This is a genomic window from Nonomuraea sp. NPDC048881, assembly GCF_040649795.1.
Classification (GTDB): Bacteria; Actinomycetota; Actinomycetes; order Streptosporangiales; family Streptosporangiaceae; genus Nonomuraea.
Genome location: NZ_JBEZGC010000007.1, coordinates 127,019 through 145,893 on the forward strand (window position 1 = coordinate 127,019; position 18,875 = coordinate 145,893).

Sequence of the window (18,875 nt, forward strand, 5' to 3'; positions counted from 1 at the left end):
CCGCTACAGGCCCAGCACGGCGGGCGTTCGCGCGAGCGCCCGCCAGTGCGTGCCCGGGTCGGGGAGCAGGCGGCGGGCCCGCAGGTCCATCAGGCCGCCGACGCCGGTCAGCTCGGCGGCCAGCTCGCCGTCCGCGCCCCTGAACTCCTGCCTGATCCGGAACGTCTTCCCCGCGCCCCACTCGAACGCGCAGGTCACCTCCACCTCGTCGCCGGCGCGCAGCTCGCGGTGGAAGCGGATGGTGTTCTCCAGCGTCACCGGGCCGACGCCGGCCTCCCGCAGGTCGTCGATCGAGATGCCGGCCGCGCGCAGGCACTCCCAGCGGGCGTGGTCGCCGTACTGGTGGTAGACCACGTTGTTGAGGTGGCCCTGGGTGTCGAGCTCGTAGCCGCGTACGGCGATGCGGACCGAGAAGGTCATGATCGTTCCTCCAGCCAGGCGTGCGATTTGGCGGTGAGGTAGCGCAGGCCGTCGTCGCCGAGCTCCACCCAGTCGCCGCGGGCCCAGCCGCCCGTGGTCTGGGGGGCGAAGCCGTGCCGCTGGAACAGCGCCGACGCCTCCTTCTGGGTGAGACCGCGGCGGCCCCACTCCGCGATGACCCGGGCCGTGCGCTCGGCCTCGCCCGGCTCCTCGTCGCCCAGGGCGGCGGCCAGCTCCTCCAGGCCGCGCGCCATCAGACGCAGTGAGGCCTGCACGCGGGCGATGTCCATCGGCGCTCCCTCATCGCTCTTCGATTGCTACCGATAGCTTAGCGATGGCAGCGGATACCCTGAAAGGGTGGAAGTGGTGCGTACGGAACGAATGGTCCTCTCCCGGATCCGCCCGGAGGACCTCGAAGCCGTGCATGAGATCCACTCCGACCCGCGCACGAACGTCTACAGCTCCGCCGGGCCCACCGTCGACCTGGAGGCCAGCCGGGTCATGCTCGACCTGTGGCTGGCCGACTGGGCGGACCGGGGGATCGGCTACTGGGCCGCCCGGCTGACCGAGGGCTCACAGGTGCTGGGCGTCGGCGGCCTGCGGCACGCGGCCCTGGACGGTGAGGACGTGCTCCACCTGTACTACCGTTTCCGCCCCACCGCCTGGGGCCACGGGTACGCGGTCGAGCTCGCCAGGGCGGCCCTGCGCGTCGGGCGCGACCTGGGCACCGTGGTGGCCCTGATCGGGGACGGCAACGAGCCGTCCCGCCGGGTGGCGGAGAAGGCGGGCCTGCACAGGGAGCGCACGATCCCGTACGGCGGCGTGCCGAGCGACGTCTACGTCGCCTGACCGCCGAGAGCGGTCGCCCGGCCGCTCTGAGCCGGGTCGCGTGAGCGGTCGCCTGGCCGCTCAGGGGCGGGCACGCCGGCCCGGACGGGGCCGCACCAGGACGCCTGCCAGCGCCACCAGGCCGGCCACCGCCTGGGCCGCCAGCAACCCGCCCGGCGAGGCCGGCCCGGTGGCCAGGGCGACCACCGCGGGCAGGCAGCCGAGCAGCGCCAGGTCGGCGCCCGTCGCCGCCCACAACACCGGGCCGGTCGGGACCGCGCCGCCGGGGGTGTCGATGACCGGCATCGAATGGTCGACCGGCCCCCTCCTGGCCATCCGCAGCGCGCCGGCCGCGAGCGCGGGCGCGCTGAGCAGCCCGAACACCCAGGTGCCGGACGGAAGCCCGCCCACCGCCACGACGCCGGCCAGGGCCAGGGCCGCCCACACGCCGCCCAGCAGGCCGGGCAGCAGCGCCCGCGCCGCCAGCGCCGGACGCCGGCCCACGCCGGTCAGCCGGGCCAGGGCGGGGTTGTCGGCGTCCCGGCGCGCCCCGGACGTGCCGGACGCCGCCACCGCCAGCGCCCCGCCGAGCACGACCAGCCCGAGAGCCGCCGGAGCGGCGCCCGCCTGGGCGAACACGGCGGGCAACGCCGCGCTCGCCGCAGTGGCCGCCAGCCGCCAGGGCCGGCGGCCGAGCCGCACCCAGTCCTGCCAGGCCAGCGCGAGCGGCGCGGGCAGCCCCGGCCACGGCCGCGAGGCGAGCTTCCTGGCCCGCCAGTGGTTGTCCTCGGCGATCCAGGTCAGCGCGCCGGGATCGAGGGTGACGGCGGCACTGGTGACGTGCCCGGCCCGGGTGGAGGCGGTCAGCAGCAGACGGGTGGGGATGGCGGCCAGCGACCCCCACGCCCGGCGGGCCAGGACGGCGGCGAGCGCGGCCATAGCCGACGCCGTGGCGGCCAGCGCGGGCAGGGGCGCGTTCGCGGCGGCCGCGAGCGCCGTACGAGCCTGCCCGCTGACGGCGACCACGGCCAGCACCAGGAGCGCGACCAGCACGCCGGTCAGCCACAGGTTCCAGGTCGGGGAGGACTGGGCGAGCATCGCCAGCGCCATGCCCGCCACGCTCGCAGCCGTCGCCACCGCCAGGGCGGCCAGCAGCCGCCACACCAGCGCGCCGGGCGCGCCGAGCGCCGCCAGCAGCCCGAGCCCGAGCAGCAGCCCCGCCACCAGCGCGACGACCATGAGCACCCGCCCGGAACGCCCGAGCAGCCGCCGCCGGTCCAGCGGCGAGGTCAGCAACCAGGACGCCTCCGCCGCCGGCACCATCACCGGCCCGGCCGCCCGCGCCAGCGCCAGGCAGCCCGCGAACCCCAGCAGCACCAGGGCGACCCCCGCGCCCATCCGTCCCGGCTCGACCGCCCCGCCCAGGCCGGAGACCACCGAGGACAGCGGCTGCCCGACGACGGCGAGCAGCATGCACAGGCCGAACAGGCTGACGTAACGATCGATCAGCCCGGCCGGGGCACGCCCGCGCGCCCGGACGAACGCCCGCACCGACCGCACGCTCACCTCGCCCGCGCTCACCGCCCGCCCGCCTTCCCCGTCAGGCCGGTCTCCCGGACGACGGCGTCGTGGCCGCTCATGCGGGCACCCCGGCGGGGGAGACCCGGCGGGCGGCGTCGGCCAGGGCCTGGTCGTGGGTGGCCATCACCACGGTGCCGCCCTCGTCGGCGTACTCCTCCAGCAGTTCCCCGAGCCGGACGCGGAAGGCCGCGTCGAGGCCGCGTTCGGGCTCGTCGAGCAGCAGCAGCGTGCTCGGCCTGAGCAGCGTGGCGGCCAGGCAGAGGCGCTGGCGCTGGCCGGTGGACAGGTTGAGCGGCGGCGCGTCGGCCCGCTCGGTCAGCGCGAACTCCTCCAGCGCCGAGTCCACCGTCATGCGCGCCTCGGCGTACACGGCGCCCATGAGCTCCAGGTGCTCGCGCGCCGTCAGCCCCGGGTACCAGGCGGGCTCGTCGCCGAGCAGTGCAACGCGGCGCCAGAAGGGCGCGTCGTCGGCGGGCTCGGCGCCGAACACGCGGATCTCGCCGGAGGTGGCGGGCTGGAGGCCGGCCAGGCAGCGCAGCAACGTGGACTTGCCCGATCCGTTGGGCCCGACGACCGCCACGACCTCACCCGGCTCGACGGCCAGGTCGAGGCTCCGGAGCACGGGATTGCCCCCGAGCTCGACGGACAGGTCCGCGACTTCGATGATCAAATCGCTCACCGTTCGAGCGTAGCCACCCCACCGGCCGCCCGCGCGACCGGTCTCCAGGGCCTTTCCGGGCCTTGCCCCCGCCTTCCCGCGGCCTTCCCGGGGCCTTCTCGGGCCCTTCTCGGGGCCTTCCCGGGGCCATCCCGGGGCGGGAGAGCCGATTCTGTCGGTGCCGGTCGCTACCTTTGCTGTTCCCGAACACCAGTGCTACTGGAGGGTGACGTGATTGCTTCTGAGCGATTCGAGCGTGCCGCTGTGCTGGGGGTGGCCGTGGCGGAGGAGACCAGGCGGCTGCTGCGGCTTCACCTGAGACCCGCCGAGGTGGGCGGCGACGGCAGGGTGGTGGTCGACGTGCCCTATCCCGACGCGGCGGTGGTGGCGGCGCTGCTCGACGTCGCGGCCGAGTGTTTCGGCGAACGTGGCGGCTCGGTCGAGGAGACCAGGCAGGCGGCCCTGGAGACCCTGTTACAGCTGGCGGAGTTCGACGCCGAGTCCCAGCTCGCCCGGGTGCCGCCGGAGCCCGACGACAGTCGCGGGTGACGGCTCGGCGAACAGGTCGAATAGTCACATGTCCGTGCTTCTCCATTGATAGGGCGAGAAAGGCGGAAAAATCGGTGCGTCGCGGGCCTGTCCGTCCGCTACCGTCGCGGCATGCGCATCCTCTCCGTCAACGTCGGGCTGTCGTGCGACGCGGAATGGGCCGGCAAGCTCGGCCGTACGGCGATCGACAAGCGGGCCGTGCCCCACCGGGTGGAGGTGCTGCGCAACGGCCTGGCCGGCGACGAGCGGGCCGACACGCCCAACCACGGCGCCCCCACCCACGCCGTCTACGCCTACGCCCGCGAGGACTACGACTGGTGGCAGGGCGAGCTCGGCCGCGACCTGCGCGACGGCCGCTTCGGGGAGAACCTGACCACCGCGGGCCTCGACGTCAACGGCGCCCTCGTGGGCGAGCGGTGGCGCGTCGGCAGCGCCCTGCTGGAGGTCACCGGCCCGCGCATCCCCTGCGTGGTGTTCCGCAACTGGATGGACGAGCCGGGCTGGCTCAAGCGCTTCACGCGCGCCGCGCGGCCGGGCGCCTACCTGGCCGTGGTCGAACTGGGCGAGCTGGGCGCGGGGGACGAGGTGGAGATCGTCTCGCGCCCGGAGACCGGGATGACCGTGGCGGACGCCTTCCGCGCCCGCCACGGCGACGCCGACGCGCTGGCCCGGGTGCTCGCGGTCCCCGGCCACGCCCCGGAATGGGACGAGCTGGCCGCGCGCGCGGGCCAGGCGAGCGGCTAGAGCCCACCCACCCGGCCGGCCGTCCGTCTAGCGCAGGACGGCGTACAGGGCCGAGGTGAGGGAGGCGCGGGCGTCGTCCTGGTCGATCGACCACATCATCGAGCCGCCCAGGCCCTTGAGCCGGATGTAGGCCGCCTTCTCCAGCAGCGACGCCGGGTCGTCGTAGGACCAGAACTCGTTGCCGTCGTAGAGCCACATCGCGCCGGTGCGCACGTCCCGGTAGCGCTTGCCGGGCTTGGCCGCCAGGTCCTTGTAGTCCTCGCTGCCCGGCCCCCACTTGCCGGCGGCCGGTCCGGTCGCGGGCTGCCAGAGGCCGTCGCCGCCGCCGGTCACGCCGGTCCAGCCCTGCCCGTACGCGGGCACACCCACGACGATCTTGCGGCCGGGCGCGCCGCGCGACAGGTAGTCGCGCACGGTCTGGTCCACGCTGTACCTGACGGGGTTGGGGTCGCGCCGGTCGTTGAACAGGTTCCCGTTGTGCCCGGTCCGCGGCTCCCAGGTGCCGTGCAGGTCGTACCCCTGGACGGTGGCGAAGTCGAGCGACCGGAACACGCGGCGCACCTCGAACCCGGCGTCGATCTTCGCGGCGGCGGCCGGGAGGAAGGCGGTGAGCTGGGAGCTCGCCGAGAAGGCCCGGAGCTGGGCGCGCAGTTCCTCGACGAAGAGGGTGAAGTTGCGCCGGTCCTCGGGCCTGATCACGTTCCCGTCGTTGCCCGCCGAACCAGGCCACTCCCAGTCCAGGTCGACGCCGTCGAACACGCCGGCGCCCGCGCCGGGCTCCAGGCCCGGCAGGTTGCCGCGCAGCCACAGGTCGACGCACGACCGGGCCAGCGCGGACCGCGACTCGGCGGTGAGCACGGCGTCGGAGAAGTACTTGGACCCGGTCCAGCCGCCGAGCGAGATCAGCACCTTGAGGCCGGGGTGCTTGGCCTTGAGCTTGCGCAGCTGGTTGAGGTTGCCGTTGAGCGCCTGGCCCGGCTGGTCGGCGACGCCGTCCACGCTCTGCTCGGCCGGCACCGGGCGCTGCCAGTCGGCCCAGGGGTCGGCCGAGTAGCAGGAGCCTTCGGCGTTGACGAAGCCGAAGGCGTAGTTGAGGTGGGTGAGCTTGGCGGCGGCGCCGCTGGTGTCCACGTCCTTGACGTGGTAGTTGCGCCCGTACACGCCCCACTGGATGAAGTAGGCGACCCGCTTGAATCCGGGATGGGCCTCGGCGGGCGCGGACACCGCCGTGAGCCCGAGTAAGAGCGAGAGTGCGAGGAGGATCTTCTTCACGGGCGCTCCTGGGGGGTGAACTTATAAGAAACTTTCCTATAAGTTGACGCGATCGTAGAACCGTCACCCCGTGCCGTCAACGACGCGCGACACCTCCTCGGCGCTGGAGAACAGCCGCCACGCGCGCGCCGGGTCGCCGAACAGCGACAGCACCAGATCGGCCACCTCCTGCCTGGTCGCGGCGGCGGCGAGGAGGGCGAGGACGTGCTCGGCCGGCGGCCGCAGGAAGGCGTTCGTCCACGCGACGACCGGCTCGGCCGCCACCCACATGCGCCGGGCCGTCTCCCGCGCGAACGCCGCGTCGTGAGGGCCGCCCGCCGCGATGGCCTCGGCCACGATCCAGGCGCAGGCCGAGCCCAGGTTCGCGCCCTGCCCGGTGATCGGGTCGTTGGTGACCCAGGCGTCGCCGATCGCCAGCGCCACGCCGCCGCCGGGCAGCTCGGCCACCGCCTCGCGCACGACCGGCGTGATCGCGCCCTGCAACAGGTCCTCCGGCCCGAGCAGCTCGAACGCGGCCGCATCGATCAGCTCGGCCAGGCGCGGCGCGTGCTCGGGCAGCAGGGCGAGCAGCGTCCTGCAGAACTCGTCGGCGGGCACCCGGGCCAGCACGTCGAGCGGCCCGCCGGGGATCGCCTCGACCAGGATGCCGCCATGCACGCCCGACCGCGTCATCATCGCCATGCACAGGATCTCGCCGCAGCCGGGCGAGATGTTGAAGCCGAAGGCCGGCCCGGGATCGAACCCGTGGAACAGCCCGGCGGCCAGGATCCGCTGCGGCGCCTCGTACGGAGACCAGGCCGGAACCCGCGGGAACAGCTCGCGCACCGAGCGCCGCCCGGTGGCCACCACCATCAGCTCGTGGTCGCGCGACCAGTGGGCGACCTGGCCCGCGTCCGGCGGGAGGGGATCGACGACCAGGCGGCCGCCTCTGCTCGTGTAGTCGTCCATGAGCGCCGGCAGCAGCACCCGGAAGTCGACCCCGTGGAACGGCTCGGTCACGCGGCCGGTGAACTCCAGCGGCGGATCGCCCTTGATCGAGAGCCTGCCGCTGACCAGCAGGCAGCCGGGGTCGAGGAAGTGCAGGCTGCCCAGCTCCCGCTCGCGGTCCTGCGCGCGGCCCATCCTGCCGACCGTGTTCGGCAGCCGCCCGCGGCCCAGGTCGGCCGCGTCGCCCTCGCTGTAGAGCGTGGTCGCGACGCCGAGCTGCTGGAGTCGCAGGGCCAGCGTCAGGCCGGAGATCCCCGCGCCCACGATTCCCACGCCCGTCATGTGCCGCCTCCTTCGATGGCTCGGAGCACACCCGTGAGCAGGCACACTGGATGACGTGCCATCCACCCTGCCCGACGGCGATCCGGCGCCCGCCTCCGGCGAGCTGCCCGACAGCGCGCTGCGCGGGCTCGGCGAGCGCCCGTTCGGCTTCTACGTGCACGTGCCCTTCTGCGTCACCCGCTGCGGCTACTGCGATTTCAACACCTACACCGCCGCCGAGCTAGGGCCCGGCGCCTCCCACCGCGACTACGCCGACACGGTCGTGGCGGAGGTGCGCCTCGCCCGGCGCGTGCTCGGCGACGCCGACCTGCCCGTGGAGACGGTGTTCTTCGGCGGCGGCACGCCCACGCTGCTGCCGCCCGAGGACCTGGCGCGCGTCCTGGCCGCGATCGACGCCGAGTTCGGGCTGCGGCCGGGGGCGGAGGTCACCACCGAGGCCAACCCCGAGTCCGTCGATCCCGCCTACCTCGACAAACTCCGTCAGGGCGGCTTCAACCGGATCAGCTTCGGCATGCAGAGCGCGCGTGAGCACGTGCTCCAGGTGCTCGATCGCCGGCACACGCCGGGCCGTCCGGCGCGGGCCGTCCAGGAGGCGCGGGCGGCCGGGTTCGAGCACGTCAACCTCGACCTGATCTACAGCACGCCGGGGGAGTCCGACGACGACTGGCGGGCCTCGCTGGCCGCCGCGATCGAGGCCGGGCCCGACCACGTGTCGGCGTACTCGCTGATCGTGGAGGAGGGCACCAGGCTCGCGGCCCGGATCCGGCGCGGCGAGCTGCCGATGCCCGACGACGACGTCGCCGCCGACCGCTACCTGATCGCCGAGGAGATGCTGGCAGAGGCCGGTTTCTCCTGGTACGAGGTGTCCAACTGGGCCACCTCCGAGCAGGCCCGCTGCCGGCACAACCTGCTCTACTGGACCGGCGGCGACTGGTGGGCCGCCGGCCCCGGCGCCCACAGCCACGTCGGCGGCACCCGCTGGTGGAACGTCAAGCACCCGGCCGCCTACGCCCAGCGCCTGGCGGCGGACACCTCGCCCGCGCACGCGCGCGAGGTGCTCACCGGCGACGACCGGGCCGCCGAGCGGCTGATGCTGGAGCTGCGGCTGATCTCCGGCTACCCGCTCGCCGAGGTCGCCCCCGGCGCCCGCACGTCCGTGGCGAGCGCGCTGGCGCGCGGGCTGCTGGAGCCCGAGCCGTTCAGGGCGGGCCGGATGGTGCTCACCCTCAAGGGGCGGCTGCTGGCCGACGCCCTGATCACCGAGCTCATGTGACCAGGCGGATGGCGAACGGGTAGCGGTAGTTCTCGCCCCGGTTGGTGGCGATGGCCGCCTGGACGTGGAAGATCAGCGACACGATCCAGATGATCGGGAACAGCAGCAGGCCGACCAGCACGATCGACAGCACGATCGCCACCGCGTAGCCGATGAACATCGTGATCTGGAAGTTCAGCGCCTCGGCCGCCTGGTCCCTGACATAAGGGGACTCGTCCTTCTTCATCAGGTAGATGACCAGCGGGCCGACCCACGAGACCAGCAGGCCGAGCAGGTGGGCGAGCATGGCCATCGTGGTGTCGTCGCTGCCGCGGCGCGGGCCGAACCGGCCGGGCACGTACGGCCCGGCGGGGTAGCCGTAACCCGGCTGCTGCCCGTAGCCCGGAGCCTGGCCGTGGCCGGGGGGCTGGCCGTAGCCGGGCGGCGGGGGCACGTAGGGGGGCGGCGTGGGCATGGGGCCGGGCTGCGGACCGGGCCGGCTCGGCGGCTGCCGCCCGTAGTCGGGCTGGGAACCCGGCTGCTGCCCGTAGCCGAGCTGGGGGCCCGAGCCCTGGTCGCGGGGCACGTCAGAAGGCGGCACGTCGTAAGGCGGGACGTCAGAGGGCGGGACGTCCGGGGTGGAGTCGTCGGGGGGTGGCGGGGCCTGGCTCATGATGCCTCCGTAACGAAGTCGATCAGTTCCTCGACCCGGCCGAGCAGCTCCGGCTCCAGGTCGGCGTAGGACGAGACGGCGCCCAGAATGCGCCGCCAGGCGTCCGCGGGCTCCATGCGCCAGCCCAGTGCGGCGAGCACGCCCTCCTTCCACGGCACCCCGCGCGGCACGTCGGGCCAGCTCGGGATGCGCAGCACGGACGGTTTGACCGCCTGCCAGATGTCGATGTACGGATGACCCACGACGAGCACGTGCGGCGAGGTGATCCGGGCCGCGATCCGGCTCTCCTTCGACCCCGGCACCAGATGGTCGACCAGCACGCCCAGCCTGCGGCCCGGCTCGGGGGCGAACTCGGCCACGATGGCGGGCAGGTCGTCGACGCCCTCCAGGTACTCGACCACGACACCCTCGACCCGCAGGTCGTGGCCCCAGATCTTCTCCACGAGCGCGGCGTCGTGCACGCCCTCGACGTAGATCCGGCTCTCCTTGGCGACCCGGGCCCGCAGCCCCTCCACGGCGATGGACCCGGACGCGCTGCGCCTGGGCCCCGCCGGGGCCGCGGCCGCCGGGCGCACCAGCGTCACGGGCCTGCCCTCCAGCAGGAACGCGGCCGGCGCCAGCGGGAACAGGCGGCGTTTGCCGAACCGGTCCTCCAGGGTGACGGCCTCCTTGTCGCAGGCCACCACGGCGCCGCAGAAGCCGCTGTCGGCGTCCTCCACGACCAGGTCGAGTTCGGCGGGCACCTTCGGGATCTTGCCCTTGCCCGGCCGCCGCCAATTGCCCGCCAGCACATCGCCCTCGTACACACGGGGACCGTAGCAAATCACCCGCTGACCGCAAGGCGCTTACGCGCGCCGCTGCGCCGTACGAGGACGACGACGGTGCCGATGATGCCGATGAGCAGACCGGCGCCGGGGAACAGGAACAGCGCCGCCACCCCGCCGAACAGGCCGCCCGCCGCGGAGAGCACGTCACGGCCCACGCCGAAGCGGGCTGACGACTCCTCCTGCGTGGCGCAGGTCAGCTGGTAGTCGCCCTTGGCGGGGGCGTTGACGGCGAGGATCTCCTGCCAGGTGGTGCCGCCGGCGCTGAGCGTCTGGGTGCCGGAGACCTTGACCAGCCTGGCCTGGGCCGGGCCGCCGGAGATCTCGCACTGGTAGTTGACCCGCGTGTCGGTGGCGATGTAGACGGCCGGGCGCTTGGCGGGGTCGATCGCGACCTTCACGCTTTCGCCCGACGCGAACGTGCTCGTCGGGGCCATGTCCGAGACGCTGCTCAGCACGCCGCCGGCGAACACGACCACGCCCACGACGCCGAGCACGACGGCCACGGCCCACACGACGGCGATCCACCACAGGCGGGGCTTGATCGCCTTGCCGTCGATCCTGGCCGGGAACTGCGGCTGGCCGCCGTACTGGTTGTGGGGGCCGTACTGGTCGGGGTGGGCGTACTGGTTCTGCTGGCCGTACTGGTTCTGCTGGCCGTACTGGGGTGGGGGGCCGTACTGGGCGGGCGGCTGTTGCTGCTGGTAGGGCGGCTGGCCGTGCTGCTGGGGCTGGTACGGGGGCTGGGCGTACTGGTTCGGCTGACCGTAGTAGGGACCCTGCCCCTGGGGCGGTCCGTACTGCGGGGGCTGGGAATTGTCGGTCATGCGGCAAGTGTGAGGCCTGTCGCTTGTAAGTCGCTAGCAACAGGATGGGACCTGGTGTTATCGCACCTTGTGGGCGAGAGCCGTACACTTGGCACTCGGGAACACGGAGTGCTAGACCTGTCGTTTCCCTGTTAGGCAGAGGCAGGAGGTGAGCACGTGCTCGACGAACGGAAGCTGGCGGTGCTCCGCGCCATTGTCGAAGACTACGTGTCCACCAACGAACCGGTGGGCTCCAAGGCGCTGGCGGAGCGCCACAACCTCAAGGTCTCCCCGGCAACGGTCAGGAACGACATGGCCGCTCTGGAGGAGGACGGGTACATCACCCAGCCGCACACCAGCGCGGGCCGCGTGCCGACGGACAAGGGCTACCGCCTGTTCGTCGACCGGCTCTCGCAGGTCAAGCCCCTGTCGGGGGCCGAGCGGCGGGCGATCGAGACCTTCCTCGCCGGCGCGGTCGACCTCGACGACGTGGTCTTCCGCACCGTGCGGCTGCTCGCGCAGCTCACCAGGCAGGTCGCGGTCGTGCAGTACCCGACGCTGACCCGTTCCACGGTCAGGCACGTCGAGCTGGTCCCGCTCAACGAGCGGCGGGTCATGCTCGTGCTGATCACCAATACCGGGCGCGTCGAGCAGCGCGTGATCGAGCTGCCCGAGGTGGTGGAGGACGACCGCATCGCCCATCTGCGCGCGGTGCTCAACTCCTGCCTCGACGGCTGCGGGCTGAGCAACGTCCCCGAGCTGGTCGCCGACCTGCCCGAGCGGCTGCCCGCCGAGGACCGGCCCGCCGTGGCCACGATCCTGTCGGTGCTGCTCGAAACCCTCGTCGAACGCCATGACGAGAAGATCGTGTTCGCCGGCGCGGCCAATCTCGCGGGCGCCGACTTCGCCACCGGCCTGCGCGACGTGCTGGAGGCGCTGGAGGAGCAGGTCGTGCTCATGCGGTTGCTCGGCGAGACATCCACAGACACCCCGTCCGCGCTCACCGTGCGCATCGGCTCGGAAAACCCCTACCTTCGCGGCACGTCCATCGTCGCAACCGGATACGGTTCTGGCGACAACCAACTGGCCCGGCTCGGCGTGCTGGGTCCCACCAGGATGGACTACCCCGTGACGATGGGCGCCGTACGCGCGGTGGCACGCTACGTCAGCCAGATCCTGGCTGCATCTTAAGAGGTCGATAAGTGGCAAACAGCGACTACTACGCCACCCTCGGGGTGCGCCGTGACGCCAGTCAGGACGAGATCAAGAAGGCCTACCGCCGCCTCGCCCGCGAGCTGCACCCCGACGTGAACCCCGATCCTGAGACCCAGGAGCGGTTCAAGGAGATCACGCAGGCCTACGAGGTGCTGTCCGATCCGAACAAGCGCCAGATGTACGACCTGGGCGGCGACCCCTTCGGCGGCGGCGCGGGTGCGGGCGCGGGCGCCGGCGGCTTCGGCGCGGGCTTCCCCTTCAGCGACATCATGGACGCCTTCTTCGGCACCGCGGGCGGCACCCGCGGGCCGCGCTCGCGCGCCAGGAGGGGCCGCAACGCCACCATCCGGGTCGAGCTCGACCTGCGCGAGACGGCGTTCGGCACCACCCGCGAGCTGGTCGTGGACACCGCCGTGCTGTGCGAGGTGTGCCACGGCGCCGGCGCGGCCCCCGGCACCCACCCCGACACCTGTGACATGTGCAACGGGCGCGGCGAGATCTCCCAGGTCACCCGTTCGTTCCTGGGCCAGGTCATGACCTCGCGGCCGTGCCCCCAGTGCGGCGGCTTCGGCAGCATCATCCGCCACCCCTGCCAGGAGTGCTCGGGCGACGGCCGGGTGCGCACCCGCCGTACGATCAAGGTCCGCATCCCCGCGGGCGTCGAGGACGGCACCCACATCCAGCTCGCCGGCGAGGGCGAGGTCGGCCCCGGCGGCGGCCCGCCCGGAGACCTGTTCCTGGAGATCGTCGAACGCGCGCACGAGATCTTCGAGCGGCGCGGCGACGACCTCCACTGCACGGTCCAGATCCCGATGACGGCCGCCGCGCTCGGCACCATCCTCGCCGTCGAGACGCTCGACGGCTCCGAGGAGATCGACGTGCGCCCCGGCACCCAGTCCGGCCAGGTCATCACCATGTACGGGCGCGGCGTGCAGCGGCTCAACGAGTCCGGCAGGGGCGACCTGCTCATCCATGTCAACGTCGAGACCCCGATGCGGCTCGACCAGACGCAGGAGGACCTGCTGCGCGAGCTGTCCAGGCTGCGCGGCGAGGAGCGGCCGCCGGGAAAGTTCGCCCCGGGGCAGCAGGGTTTTTTCTCCCGCCTGCGTGACGCCTTCAACGGCAGGTGACGATCACCCGTGACCGTCCCCGTGTTCCTCGCCGAGGACCTCAACGGCGCCGAGCTCACGCTCGACGGCCCTGAGGGGCGGCACGCGGCCTCCGTGCGGCGCCTGCGCGCCGGCGAGCGGGTCGACCTGACCAACGGCGCGGGCGACGTCGCCGAGTGCGTGGTGCGCGAGGTGTTCAAGGACGCACTCGCGCTCGACGTGCTCGCCCGCTACACCGTCGAGCCGCCCGCGCGGCGGCTGGTGGTCGTCCAGGGGCTGCCCAAGGGTGACAGGGGCGAGCTGGCCGTCGAGATGATGACCGAGGTGGGGGTCGACGTGATCGTCCCCTGGGCCGCCTCGCGCAGCATCACGCAGTGGAAGGGCGACAAGATCGCCAAGGCGGTGGGCCGCTGGCGTGCCACGGCCCGCGAGGCCGGCAAGCAGGCGCGCCGGTTCCACCTGCCGCAGGTGGCCGAGCTCGCCTCCACCGCCCAGGTCGAGGGGCTGCTGGCCGACGCGGCGCTGGGGCTAGTGCTGCACGAGGAGGCCGCCGAGCCGCTGTCGAAGGTGGCGCTGCCGCCCGGCGGCGACATCGTCGTCGTCGTGGGGCCGGAGGGCGGGGTCTCGGAGGAGGAGCTGCGCAGGTTCGCCGCGGCCAAGGCGGTGCCCGTGCTGCTCGGGCCCACCGTGCTGCGCACCTCCACGGCGGGGGTGGCGGCGGCGGCCGTGCTGCTCGCGCGTACCGGGCGCTGGTGATTCCAGCTCAGGGTGTCGTGTGCGGCACGTCCACCAGCGGGCTGCTCAGGTCGCTCGGGCCGGTGGGCACGTCGTCCGGCGGGCACTCGTCGGAGGGGCACGACGTCGGCGATTCGGTCGTCTCCGGCGGGGTCGGCGTGGGGGTCGGCGTGATCTCGGGGCACTCCTGGTCGCCGGCGGGCTCACCGCTCGGGCAGGGCGTCGAGGACGGCGTCGGCGACGGCGTGGGCTGCCTGGTCGATCTGGCCGTCTCCGAGGGCCGGTGGGTCTCGCTGTGGCTCGGCGGCACGACCACCGCGGGCGGCGGCTCGGCGCTGTGACTGTCGCGCCTGGGCGGCGTGGACAGCCTGGTCGAGGAGTTGCCGGGGGTGGTGGTCGAGTTGTCCACCACCTTGACGGGCGTCTCGAAGATCTGGGAGCGCAGCCCGGGAACGACCATCACGATCGTCCCCGCCACCAGCACGGCGCTGACCGCCGCCGCGCCCGCACGCCACCAGAACAGGTTACGGACGCCGCGCCGCTCGATGCGGGTGCGGATGATCTGCAGTCCTTCCGGCGAGGGCACGACCGCGTCCGCCTCCGCGCGGAGCGCACGGCGCAGGACGTCGCCGTACTCGTCGGGGGGCTGAGTCATGACATCTTCTCCAGGACGGACCGCAACGCGGCCATTCCACGGGCGGTGTGGCTCTTGACCGCGCCCTTGCTGATGCCCATGGCGTGGGCGATCTCAGCTTCGGACAGATCTCCGTAATAACGCAGAACCAGTGCTTCTCTCTGTCGGGTCGGCAGGGCGCGTAACGCCTCGATGACGGCGGAGCGTTCCAGCTCGCCGATCGCGCCGTTCTCGGCGCTCGGGGCGTCCGGCAGGCCCTTGGGTGCGTACTTCTCGACGACCGCGCGGTGACGCAGCACGGAACGGGACCGGTTGACGACAGACTGACGCAGGTAAGCGAGTGCTTTGTCGGGATCGCGCAGTCTGCGCCAGGCGCCGTGAATGGCGACGAACGCGTCCTGCACGACTTCCTCGGCGGTTGCCATGTCACGCACCAGCAACACCGCGAGACGCACCAATGACCGGAAGTGCGCGCTGTAGAGCGCGGTCACGGCCATGTCGGCATCCCACCCGACCGGCACCGCCCCCATCGACCTGTCGGCCAGAAGGGTTTCGGTGGTCACATCAGTGGGACGCGCGGCCTTCCCAGAGGGTTTACTCTCTTCCGGTTCTGAAGGTTTCCCCGGTTCCTTAGGGTGCATTACCCAGTCGTGTTCCTCGCCAGGTGGCGCTCGCCCGACCCTGAATCAACTTTTTTGCTCTGAAGTGTCGCACACTCACCCTAACCGCGCGGATCTTCGGGCGCACGACACCACGGATTACCGATTCGCAACGGACTGCCGAACGGTCGCTCTCGATAGGGTACTGCCGTGAGCGACTGCCTCTTCTGCAAAATCGTGGCCAAGGAAATTCCGGCCGACGTCGTCTACGAGAACGCCAGGGCGCTGGCGTTCCGCGACATCAATCCGCAGGCCCCGACGCACGTGCTGGTCATCCCGCGCGCGCACCACCCCGACGCGGCGTCCATGGCCGCCGCCGACGACGGGCTCGCCGACGACGTGCTCAAGGCCGCGCACGCCGTCGCCGTCCAGGACGGCGTGGCCGAGGGGGGCTACCGGATCGTCTTCAACACCGGCCCCGGCGCCGGCCAGACCGTCTTCCACGTGCACGCCCATGTTCTCGGAGGGCGTGACCTCACGTGGCCGCCCGGCTGATATTGACGCGAGCAATCAGCCTGGTGCCGGATACGATGGGCGGAGAAGAACACCGAACAGACCGGGAGGCATCAGGCCGCTGGCCTGCCCATGTCCGAACTACATGAATCCCGACGCACGGCACCTCCCTCGCGCACTCAAGCCAAGGTGCTGATTCCGGACGAATACCCGATGGTCAGCCTCCTCGGCTCCCGTGACGAGCTGCTTCGCGTCATCGAGGGCGCCTTCAGGGCCGACATCCACGTGCGGGGCAACGAGATCACCGTCACCGGCAGCCCCGACGAGAGCGGCGCGGTCGTGCGCCTGTTCGAGGAGCTGGTCGAGGTGCTGCGCAGCGGGGGCGAGCTCACGCCCGACGCGGTCGAGCGGAGCATCGCCATGCTGCGCATGACCTCCGACCGTCCGGCCGAGGTGCTCTCGCTCGACATCCTGTCCTCCCGCGGCCGCACGATCAGGCCGAAGACCGTCAACCAGAAGCGGTACGTCGACGCGATCGACCAGCACACGATCGTGTTCGGCATCGGGCCCGCGGGCACCGGCAAGACGTACCTGGCGATGGCCAAGGCCGTGCGCGCGCTGCAGGAGAAGCGGGTCAACCGCATCATCCTGACCAGGCCGGCGGTCGAGGCGGGCGAGCGGCTCGGCTTCCTGCCCGGCACCCTCTACGAGAAGATCGACCCCTACCTGCGGCCGCTCTACGACGCGCTGCACGACATGGTCGACCCCGACTCGATCCCGAAGCTGATGGCCGCGGGCACGATCGAGGTCGCGCCGCTGGCGTACATGCGCGGCCGTACCCTCAACGACGCCTTCATCATCCTCGACGAGGCCCAGAACTCCTCGGCCGAGCAGATGAAGATGTTCCTGACCCGGCTGGGGTTCAACTCCAAGATCGTGGTGACCGGCGACGTGACCCAGGTCGACCTGCCCTCGGGCACGGTGAGCGGGCTGCGGGTCGTCCAGGACATCCTGGAGGGCATCCCCGACATCCACTTCGCCCGCCTGTCCAGCGCCGACGTGGTGCGCCACAAGCTGGTGAGCGACATCGTCGACGCCTACGGGCGCTACGACGCCACCCAGGCCGCCCAGGAGCCGAAGGCCATCCACCGGGGGAAACGACGCCCGTGAGCATCGAGATCAACAACGAGTCCGGCGTCGGCGTCGACGAGGAGAACCTCGTCGCGCTGGCCACCCACGTGCTCGGCGAGATGGGCATCAACCCGCTCGCCGAGCTGTCCATCGTGGTGGTCGACGAAGACGCCATGTCCGAGCTGCACGAGAAGTGGATGGGCGAGCCCGGCCCGACCGACGTGCTGGCCTTCCCGATGGACGAGCTGCGTCCCGGCGGCGGCGCGCGCGGCGACGGCGAGAGCCCGGCCGACCCGGCGCTGCTCGGCGACGTCGTGCTCTGCCCGCAGGTCGCGGCCAGGCAGGCCAAGGAGGCCGGGCACAGCGCCCAGGCCGAGCTGGAGCTGCTGTGCACCCACGGCATCCTGCACCTGCTCGGCTACGACCACGCCGAGCCCGAGGAGCACAAGGAGATGTTCGGGCTGCAGGCCCAGATGCTCGAGTCCTGGCAGGAGGTGCGCGACTCGCGGTGAACGCCTGGTTGCTGTGGGCCATCGCCCTTGTGATCATCGGTGGCCTGATCGCCAGTGCGGAAACGGCACTGACGCGCATCTCCCGGGTGCGCGCGGAGGAGTTCGTGCGCGAGGGCCGGCGCGGGGCCGATCGGCTCCAGGCCATCGTCACCGACCCGCCCCGCTACCTCAACCTGCTCCTGCTGCTGCGCCTGAGCTGCGAGCTGGTGGCGACGGTCATCGCCACGCTGCTGTTCATCGACCTCATGCACGACCAGGGCTGGGCCTACGTGGCCGCCGCGGCCGTCATGATCGTGGTGAGCTACGTCGTCGTCGGGGTCATGCCGCGGACGCTGGGGCGCCAGCACGCCGAGCCGGTCGCGCTGGCCGGGGCGCCGATCGTCTACGGCCTGACCCGCATCTTCGGCCCGCTGCCCAAGCTGCTCATCCTGCTCGGCAACGCCCTGACCCCCGGCAAGGGCTTCCGCGACGGCCCGTTCACCTCCGAGGCCGAGCTGCGCGACCTGGTCGACCTGGCCGAGGAGCGCCGGGTGATCGAGCCGGACGAGCGCGAGATGATCCACTCGGTCTTCGAGCTGGGCGACACGCTGGTCCGCGAGGTCATGGTGCCCCGCACCGACATGGTCTACATCGAGCGCGGCAAGACGATCAGCCAGGCGCTGTCGCTCGCGCTGCGCAGCGGCTTCTCCCGCATCCCGGTCGTGGGCGAGAACGAGGACGACGTCATCGGCATCGCCTATCTCAAGGACATCGCCCGCAAGATCCACGAGTCGGGCGAGGGCGGCGGCAAGGAGACGGTCGAGTCGATCATGCGGCGGGCCGCGTACGTGCCGGAGAGCAAGCCCATCGACCAGCTCATGCGCGAGATGCAGGCCCGGCAGATCCACATCGCGATCGTCATCGACGAGTACGGCGGCACCGCCGGCCTGGTCACCATCGAAGACGTCCTGGAGGAGATCGTCGGCGAGATCACCGACGAGTACGACCAGGAGGCCCCGCGCGTGGAGACCATGTCCGAGGGCGCGCTGCGGGTGACCGCCCGCATGCCGGTCGACGAGCTGGGCGAGCTGTTCGACACCGAGATCGAGGTCGACGACGTCGAGACGGTCGGCGGCCTGCTGGCCCACGCGCTCGGCCGGGTGCCGATCGCCGGGTCGCAGGCGGAGGTGGCCGGGCTGGAGCTGACGGCCGAGAGCCTGGCCGGGCGGCGCAACCGCATCAGCACGGTCGTCGTCCGCCGGATCGCGCCGTCTGCGGAGGACGACGTCCAGGCCGCCGCCGACCGTGACTGACCACTTTGCGGGGAGATGTCGCAAGCGTTCTACAAGTCGTCTGCAAGCGGGGTCCGGCAGTCTCATACCTGACACCCGGTGCGGTGGGTGTCACGAGGAAGCGTCCGAACGCCGGGTGGGGTTCGCGGCCGGAGGGCGCTCCTGGGGGGACGACGGCGTTCCGGCCAGCTAGCCGGCCAGGACGTCGATCGGCGTAAAGGGTGTTCTCGTCTGGAAACCGGGCGAGGGCACCCTTTTTGCGTTTGGTGGAAACTCTGCG

Annotated in this window: 22 protein-coding genes; 11 read left to right on the forward strand and 11 right to left on the reverse strand. The window is 72.2% G+C overall.

Annotation, left to right across the window (positions count from 1 at the left end; translation table 11 throughout):
• Positions 1 to 3 precede the first annotated feature (3 nt).
• Positions 4 to 420 carry an acyl-CoA thioesterase gene (locus AB0C33_RS25480; RefSeq protein WP_358292005.1) on the reverse strand — a complete coding sequence of 139 codons (417 nt, stop codon included), beginning with the start codon at positions 418 to 420 and terminating at the stop codon, positions 4 to 6.
• A complete protein-coding gene (locus tag AB0C33_RS25485) occupies positions 417 to 710 on the reverse strand; it encodes a hypothetical protein (RefSeq protein WP_358292007.1) in 294 nt (97 codons plus the stop codon). Before AB0C33_RS25485 ends, AB0C33_RS25480 begins: the two co-directional genes overlap by 4 nt.
• A 76-nt stretch (positions 711 to 786) precedes the next feature.
• Between AB0C33_RS25485 and AB0C33_RS25490 the strand changes: the two genes are divergently transcribed.
• Positions 787 to 1,269, forward strand: coding sequence for a GNAT family N-acetyltransferase (locus AB0C33_RS25490; protein ID WP_358292008.1), 483 nt, complete (start codon positions 787 to 789; stop codon positions 1,267 to 1,269).
• A 60-nt stretch (positions 1,270 to 1,329) separates the two neighbouring features.
• On the opposite strand, the gene AB0C33_RS25495 is transcribed toward AB0C33_RS25490, so the two are convergent.
• Entirely contained in the window at positions 1,330 to 2,829 is a 1,500-nt protein-coding gene (locus AB0C33_RS25495; protein WP_358292010.1) for a DUF6297 family protein, read from the reverse strand.
• A 55-nt stretch (positions 2,830 to 2,884) separates the two neighbouring features.
• Positions 2,885 to 3,508: a heme ABC exporter ATP-binding protein CcmA gene (gene ccmA / locus AB0C33_RS25500; RefSeq protein ID WP_358292012.1), complete on the reverse strand. Its 624-nt coding sequence runs from the start codon at positions 3,506 to 3,508 to the stop codon at positions 2,885 to 2,887.
• A 210-nt stretch (positions 3,509 to 3,718) separates the two neighbouring features.
• On the opposite strand from ccmA, the gene AB0C33_RS25505 reads away from it, so the two are divergent.
• The gene (locus AB0C33_RS25505) at positions 3,719 to 4,036 is read left to right on the forward strand and encodes a hypothetical protein (protein WP_358292014.1); all 318 of its coding nucleotides are present in this window, start codon (positions 3,719 to 3,721) and stop codon (positions 4,034 to 4,036) included.
• Between the two features lie 111 nt (positions 4,037 to 4,147).
• Positions 4,148 to 4,780, forward strand: coding sequence for an MOSC domain-containing protein (locus AB0C33_RS25510; protein WP_358292016.1), 633 nt, complete (start codon positions 4,148 to 4,150; stop codon positions 4,778 to 4,780).
• 27 nt (positions 4,781 to 4,807) lie between these two features.
• On the opposite strand, the gene AB0C33_RS25515 is transcribed toward AB0C33_RS25510, so the two are convergent.
• Positions 4,808 to 6,052 carry a glycoside hydrolase family 18 protein gene (locus tag AB0C33_RS25515; protein ID WP_358292017.1) on the reverse strand — a complete coding sequence of 415 codons (1,245 nt, stop codon included), beginning with the start codon at positions 6,050 to 6,052 and terminating at the stop codon, positions 4,808 to 4,810.
• Positions 6,053 to 6,115: 63 nt separating this feature from the next.
• Entirely contained in the window at positions 6,116 to 7,321 is a 1,206-nt protein-coding gene (locus tag AB0C33_RS25520; protein WP_358292018.1) for a styrene monooxygenase/indole monooxygenase family protein, read from the reverse strand.
• A 55-nt stretch (positions 7,322 to 7,376) separates the two neighbouring features.
• Here AB0C33_RS25520 and hemW point away from each other — a divergent pair, with 55 nt between their 5' ends.
• Complete coding sequence (hemW, locus tag AB0C33_RS25525; RefSeq protein WP_358292020.1) at positions 7,377 to 8,594, forward strand: radical SAM family heme chaperone HemW; 1,218 nt, start codon at positions 7,377 to 7,379, stop codon at positions 8,592 to 8,594.
• On the opposite strand, the gene AB0C33_RS25530 is transcribed toward hemW, so the two are convergent.
• From AB0C33_RS25530 to AB0C33_RS25540, 3 genes are read right to left on the reverse strand one after another with little or no spacing between them, the layout of a single operon-like run.
• Complete coding sequence (locus AB0C33_RS25530; RefSeq protein ID WP_358292022.1) at positions 8,587 to 9,246, reverse strand: DUF4870 domain-containing protein; 660 nt, start codon at positions 9,244 to 9,246, stop codon at positions 8,587 to 8,589. The genes hemW and AB0C33_RS25530 overlap by 8 nt on opposite strands.
• Positions 9,243 to 10,052 (reverse strand): DUF3097 domain-containing protein, encoded by an 810-nt coding sequence (locus AB0C33_RS25535; protein WP_358292024.1) that lies wholly within the window; start codon positions 10,050 to 10,052, stop codon positions 9,243 to 9,245. The genes AB0C33_RS25530 and AB0C33_RS25535 overlap by 4 nt, the downstream gene beginning before the upstream one ends.
• 17 nt (positions 10,053 to 10,069) lie before the next feature.
• Positions 10,070 to 10,897, reverse strand: coding sequence for a hypothetical protein (locus AB0C33_RS25540; RefSeq protein WP_358292026.1), 828 nt, complete (start codon positions 10,895 to 10,897; stop codon positions 10,070 to 10,072).
• A gap of 156 nt (positions 10,898 to 11,053) precedes the next feature.
• Here AB0C33_RS25540 and hrcA point away from each other — a divergent pair, with 156 nt between their 5' ends.
• Genes hrcA through AB0C33_RS25555 form a run of 3 tightly spaced genes read left to right on the forward strand, consistent with a single transcriptional unit; the run spans position 11,054 to position 13,956 of the window.
• Positions 11,054 to 12,067, forward strand: coding sequence for a heat-inducible transcriptional repressor HrcA (gene hrcA, locus AB0C33_RS25545; protein WP_358292027.1), 1,014 nt, complete (start codon positions 11,054 to 11,056; stop codon positions 12,065 to 12,067).
• An 11-nt stretch (positions 12,068 to 12,078) separates the two neighbouring features.
• Positions 12,079 to 13,221: a molecular chaperone DnaJ gene (gene dnaJ, locus AB0C33_RS25550; protein WP_352324081.1), complete on the forward strand. Its 1,143-nt coding sequence runs from the start codon at positions 12,079 to 12,081 to the stop codon at positions 13,219 to 13,221.
• Positions 13,222 to 13,230: 9 nt separating this feature from the next.
• On the forward strand, positions 13,231 to 13,956 hold the full coding sequence (locus tag AB0C33_RS25555; RefSeq protein ID WP_358292029.1) for a 16S rRNA (uracil(1498)-N(3))-methyltransferase: 726 nt from the start codon (positions 13,231 to 13,233) through the stop codon (positions 13,954 to 13,956).
• Positions 13,957 to 13,963: 7 nt separating this feature from the next.
• On the opposite strand, the gene AB0C33_RS25560 is transcribed toward AB0C33_RS25555, so the two are convergent.
• Positions 13,964 to 14,590 carry a hypothetical protein gene (locus tag AB0C33_RS25560; protein ID WP_358292031.1) on the reverse strand — a complete coding sequence of 209 codons (627 nt, stop codon included), beginning with the start codon at positions 14,588 to 14,590 and terminating at the stop codon, positions 13,964 to 13,966.
• Positions 14,587 to 15,099 (reverse strand): SigE family RNA polymerase sigma factor, encoded by a 513-nt coding sequence (locus AB0C33_RS25565; RefSeq protein ID WP_049573205.1) that lies wholly within the window; start codon positions 15,097 to 15,099, stop codon positions 14,587 to 14,589. Before AB0C33_RS25565 ends, AB0C33_RS25560 begins: the two co-directional genes overlap by 4 nt.
• Positions 15,100 to 15,378: 279 nt before the next feature.
• Here AB0C33_RS25565 and AB0C33_RS25570 point away from each other — a divergent pair, with 279 nt between their 5' ends.
• The 4 genes from AB0C33_RS25570 to AB0C33_RS25585 all read left to right on the forward strand — a co-directional run bounded on the left by AB0C33_RS25570 (position 15,379) and on the right by AB0C33_RS25585 (position 18,616).
• Positions 15,379 to 15,723, forward strand: a complete 345-nt coding sequence (locus tag AB0C33_RS25570) for a histidine triad nucleotide-binding protein (RefSeq protein WP_358292033.1) — start codon at positions 15,379 to 15,381, stop codon at positions 15,721 to 15,723.
• Positions 15,724 to 15,813: 90 nt separating this feature from the next.
• Positions 15,814 to 16,851 carry a PhoH family protein gene (locus AB0C33_RS25575; protein ID WP_352352470.1) on the forward strand — a complete coding sequence of 346 codons (1,038 nt, stop codon included), beginning with the start codon at positions 15,814 to 15,816 and terminating at the stop codon, positions 16,849 to 16,851.
• Positions 16,848 to 17,324, forward strand: coding sequence for an rRNA maturation RNase YbeY (gene ybeY / locus AB0C33_RS25580; RefSeq protein WP_352329052.1), 477 nt, complete (start codon positions 16,848 to 16,850; stop codon positions 17,322 to 17,324). The genes AB0C33_RS25575 and ybeY overlap by 4 nt, the downstream gene beginning before the upstream one ends.
• Positions 17,321 to 18,616 (forward strand): hemolysin family protein, encoded by a 1,296-nt coding sequence (locus AB0C33_RS25585; RefSeq protein WP_358292035.1) that lies wholly within the window; start codon positions 17,321 to 17,323, stop codon positions 18,614 to 18,616. The genes ybeY and AB0C33_RS25585 overlap by 4 nt, the downstream gene beginning before the upstream one ends.
• The last annotated feature ends 259 nt before the right edge of the window (positions 18,617 to 18,875 follow it).

What these genes read in the sequence shown, in the direction of transcription:
- AB0C33_RS25540 (WP_358292026.1), bottom strand. Translation starts at nt 10,897, where the DNA reads ATGACCGACAATTCCCAGCCCCCGCAGTACGGACCGCCCCAGGGGCAG.
- AB0C33_RS25530 (WP_358292022.1), bottom strand. Translation starts at nt 9,246, where the DNA reads ATGAGCCAGGCCCCGCCACCCCCCGACGACTCCACCCCGGACGTCCCG.
- AB0C33_RS25575 (WP_352352470.1), top strand. Translation starts at nt 15,814, where the DNA reads ATGTCCGAACTACATGAATCCCGACGCACGGCACCTCCCTCGCGCACT.
- AB0C33_RS25565 (WP_049573205.1), bottom strand. Translation starts at nt 15,099, where the DNA reads ATGGGGGCGGTGCCGGTCGGGTGGGATGCCGACATGGCCGTGACCGCG.
- AB0C33_RS25560 (WP_358292031.1), bottom strand. Translation starts at nt 14,590, where the DNA reads ATGACTCAGCCCCCCGACGAGTACGGCGACGTCCTGCGCCGTGCGCTC.
- AB0C33_RS25520 (WP_358292018.1), bottom strand. Translation starts at nt 7,321, where the DNA reads ATGACGGGCGTGGGAATCGTGGGCGCGGGGATCTCCGGCCTGACGCTG.
- AB0C33_RS25480 (WP_358292005.1), bottom strand. Translation starts at nt 420, where the DNA reads ATGACCTTCTCGGTCCGCATCGCCGTACGCGGCTACGAGCTCGACACC.
- AB0C33_RS25510 (WP_358292016.1), top strand. Translation starts at nt 4,148, where the DNA reads ATGCGCATCCTCTCCGTCAACGTCGGGCTGTCGTGCGACGCGGAATGG.
- AB0C33_RS25485 (WP_358292007.1), bottom strand. Translation starts at nt 710, where the DNA reads ATGGACATCGCCCGCGTGCAGGCCTCACTGCGTCTGATGGCGCGCGGC.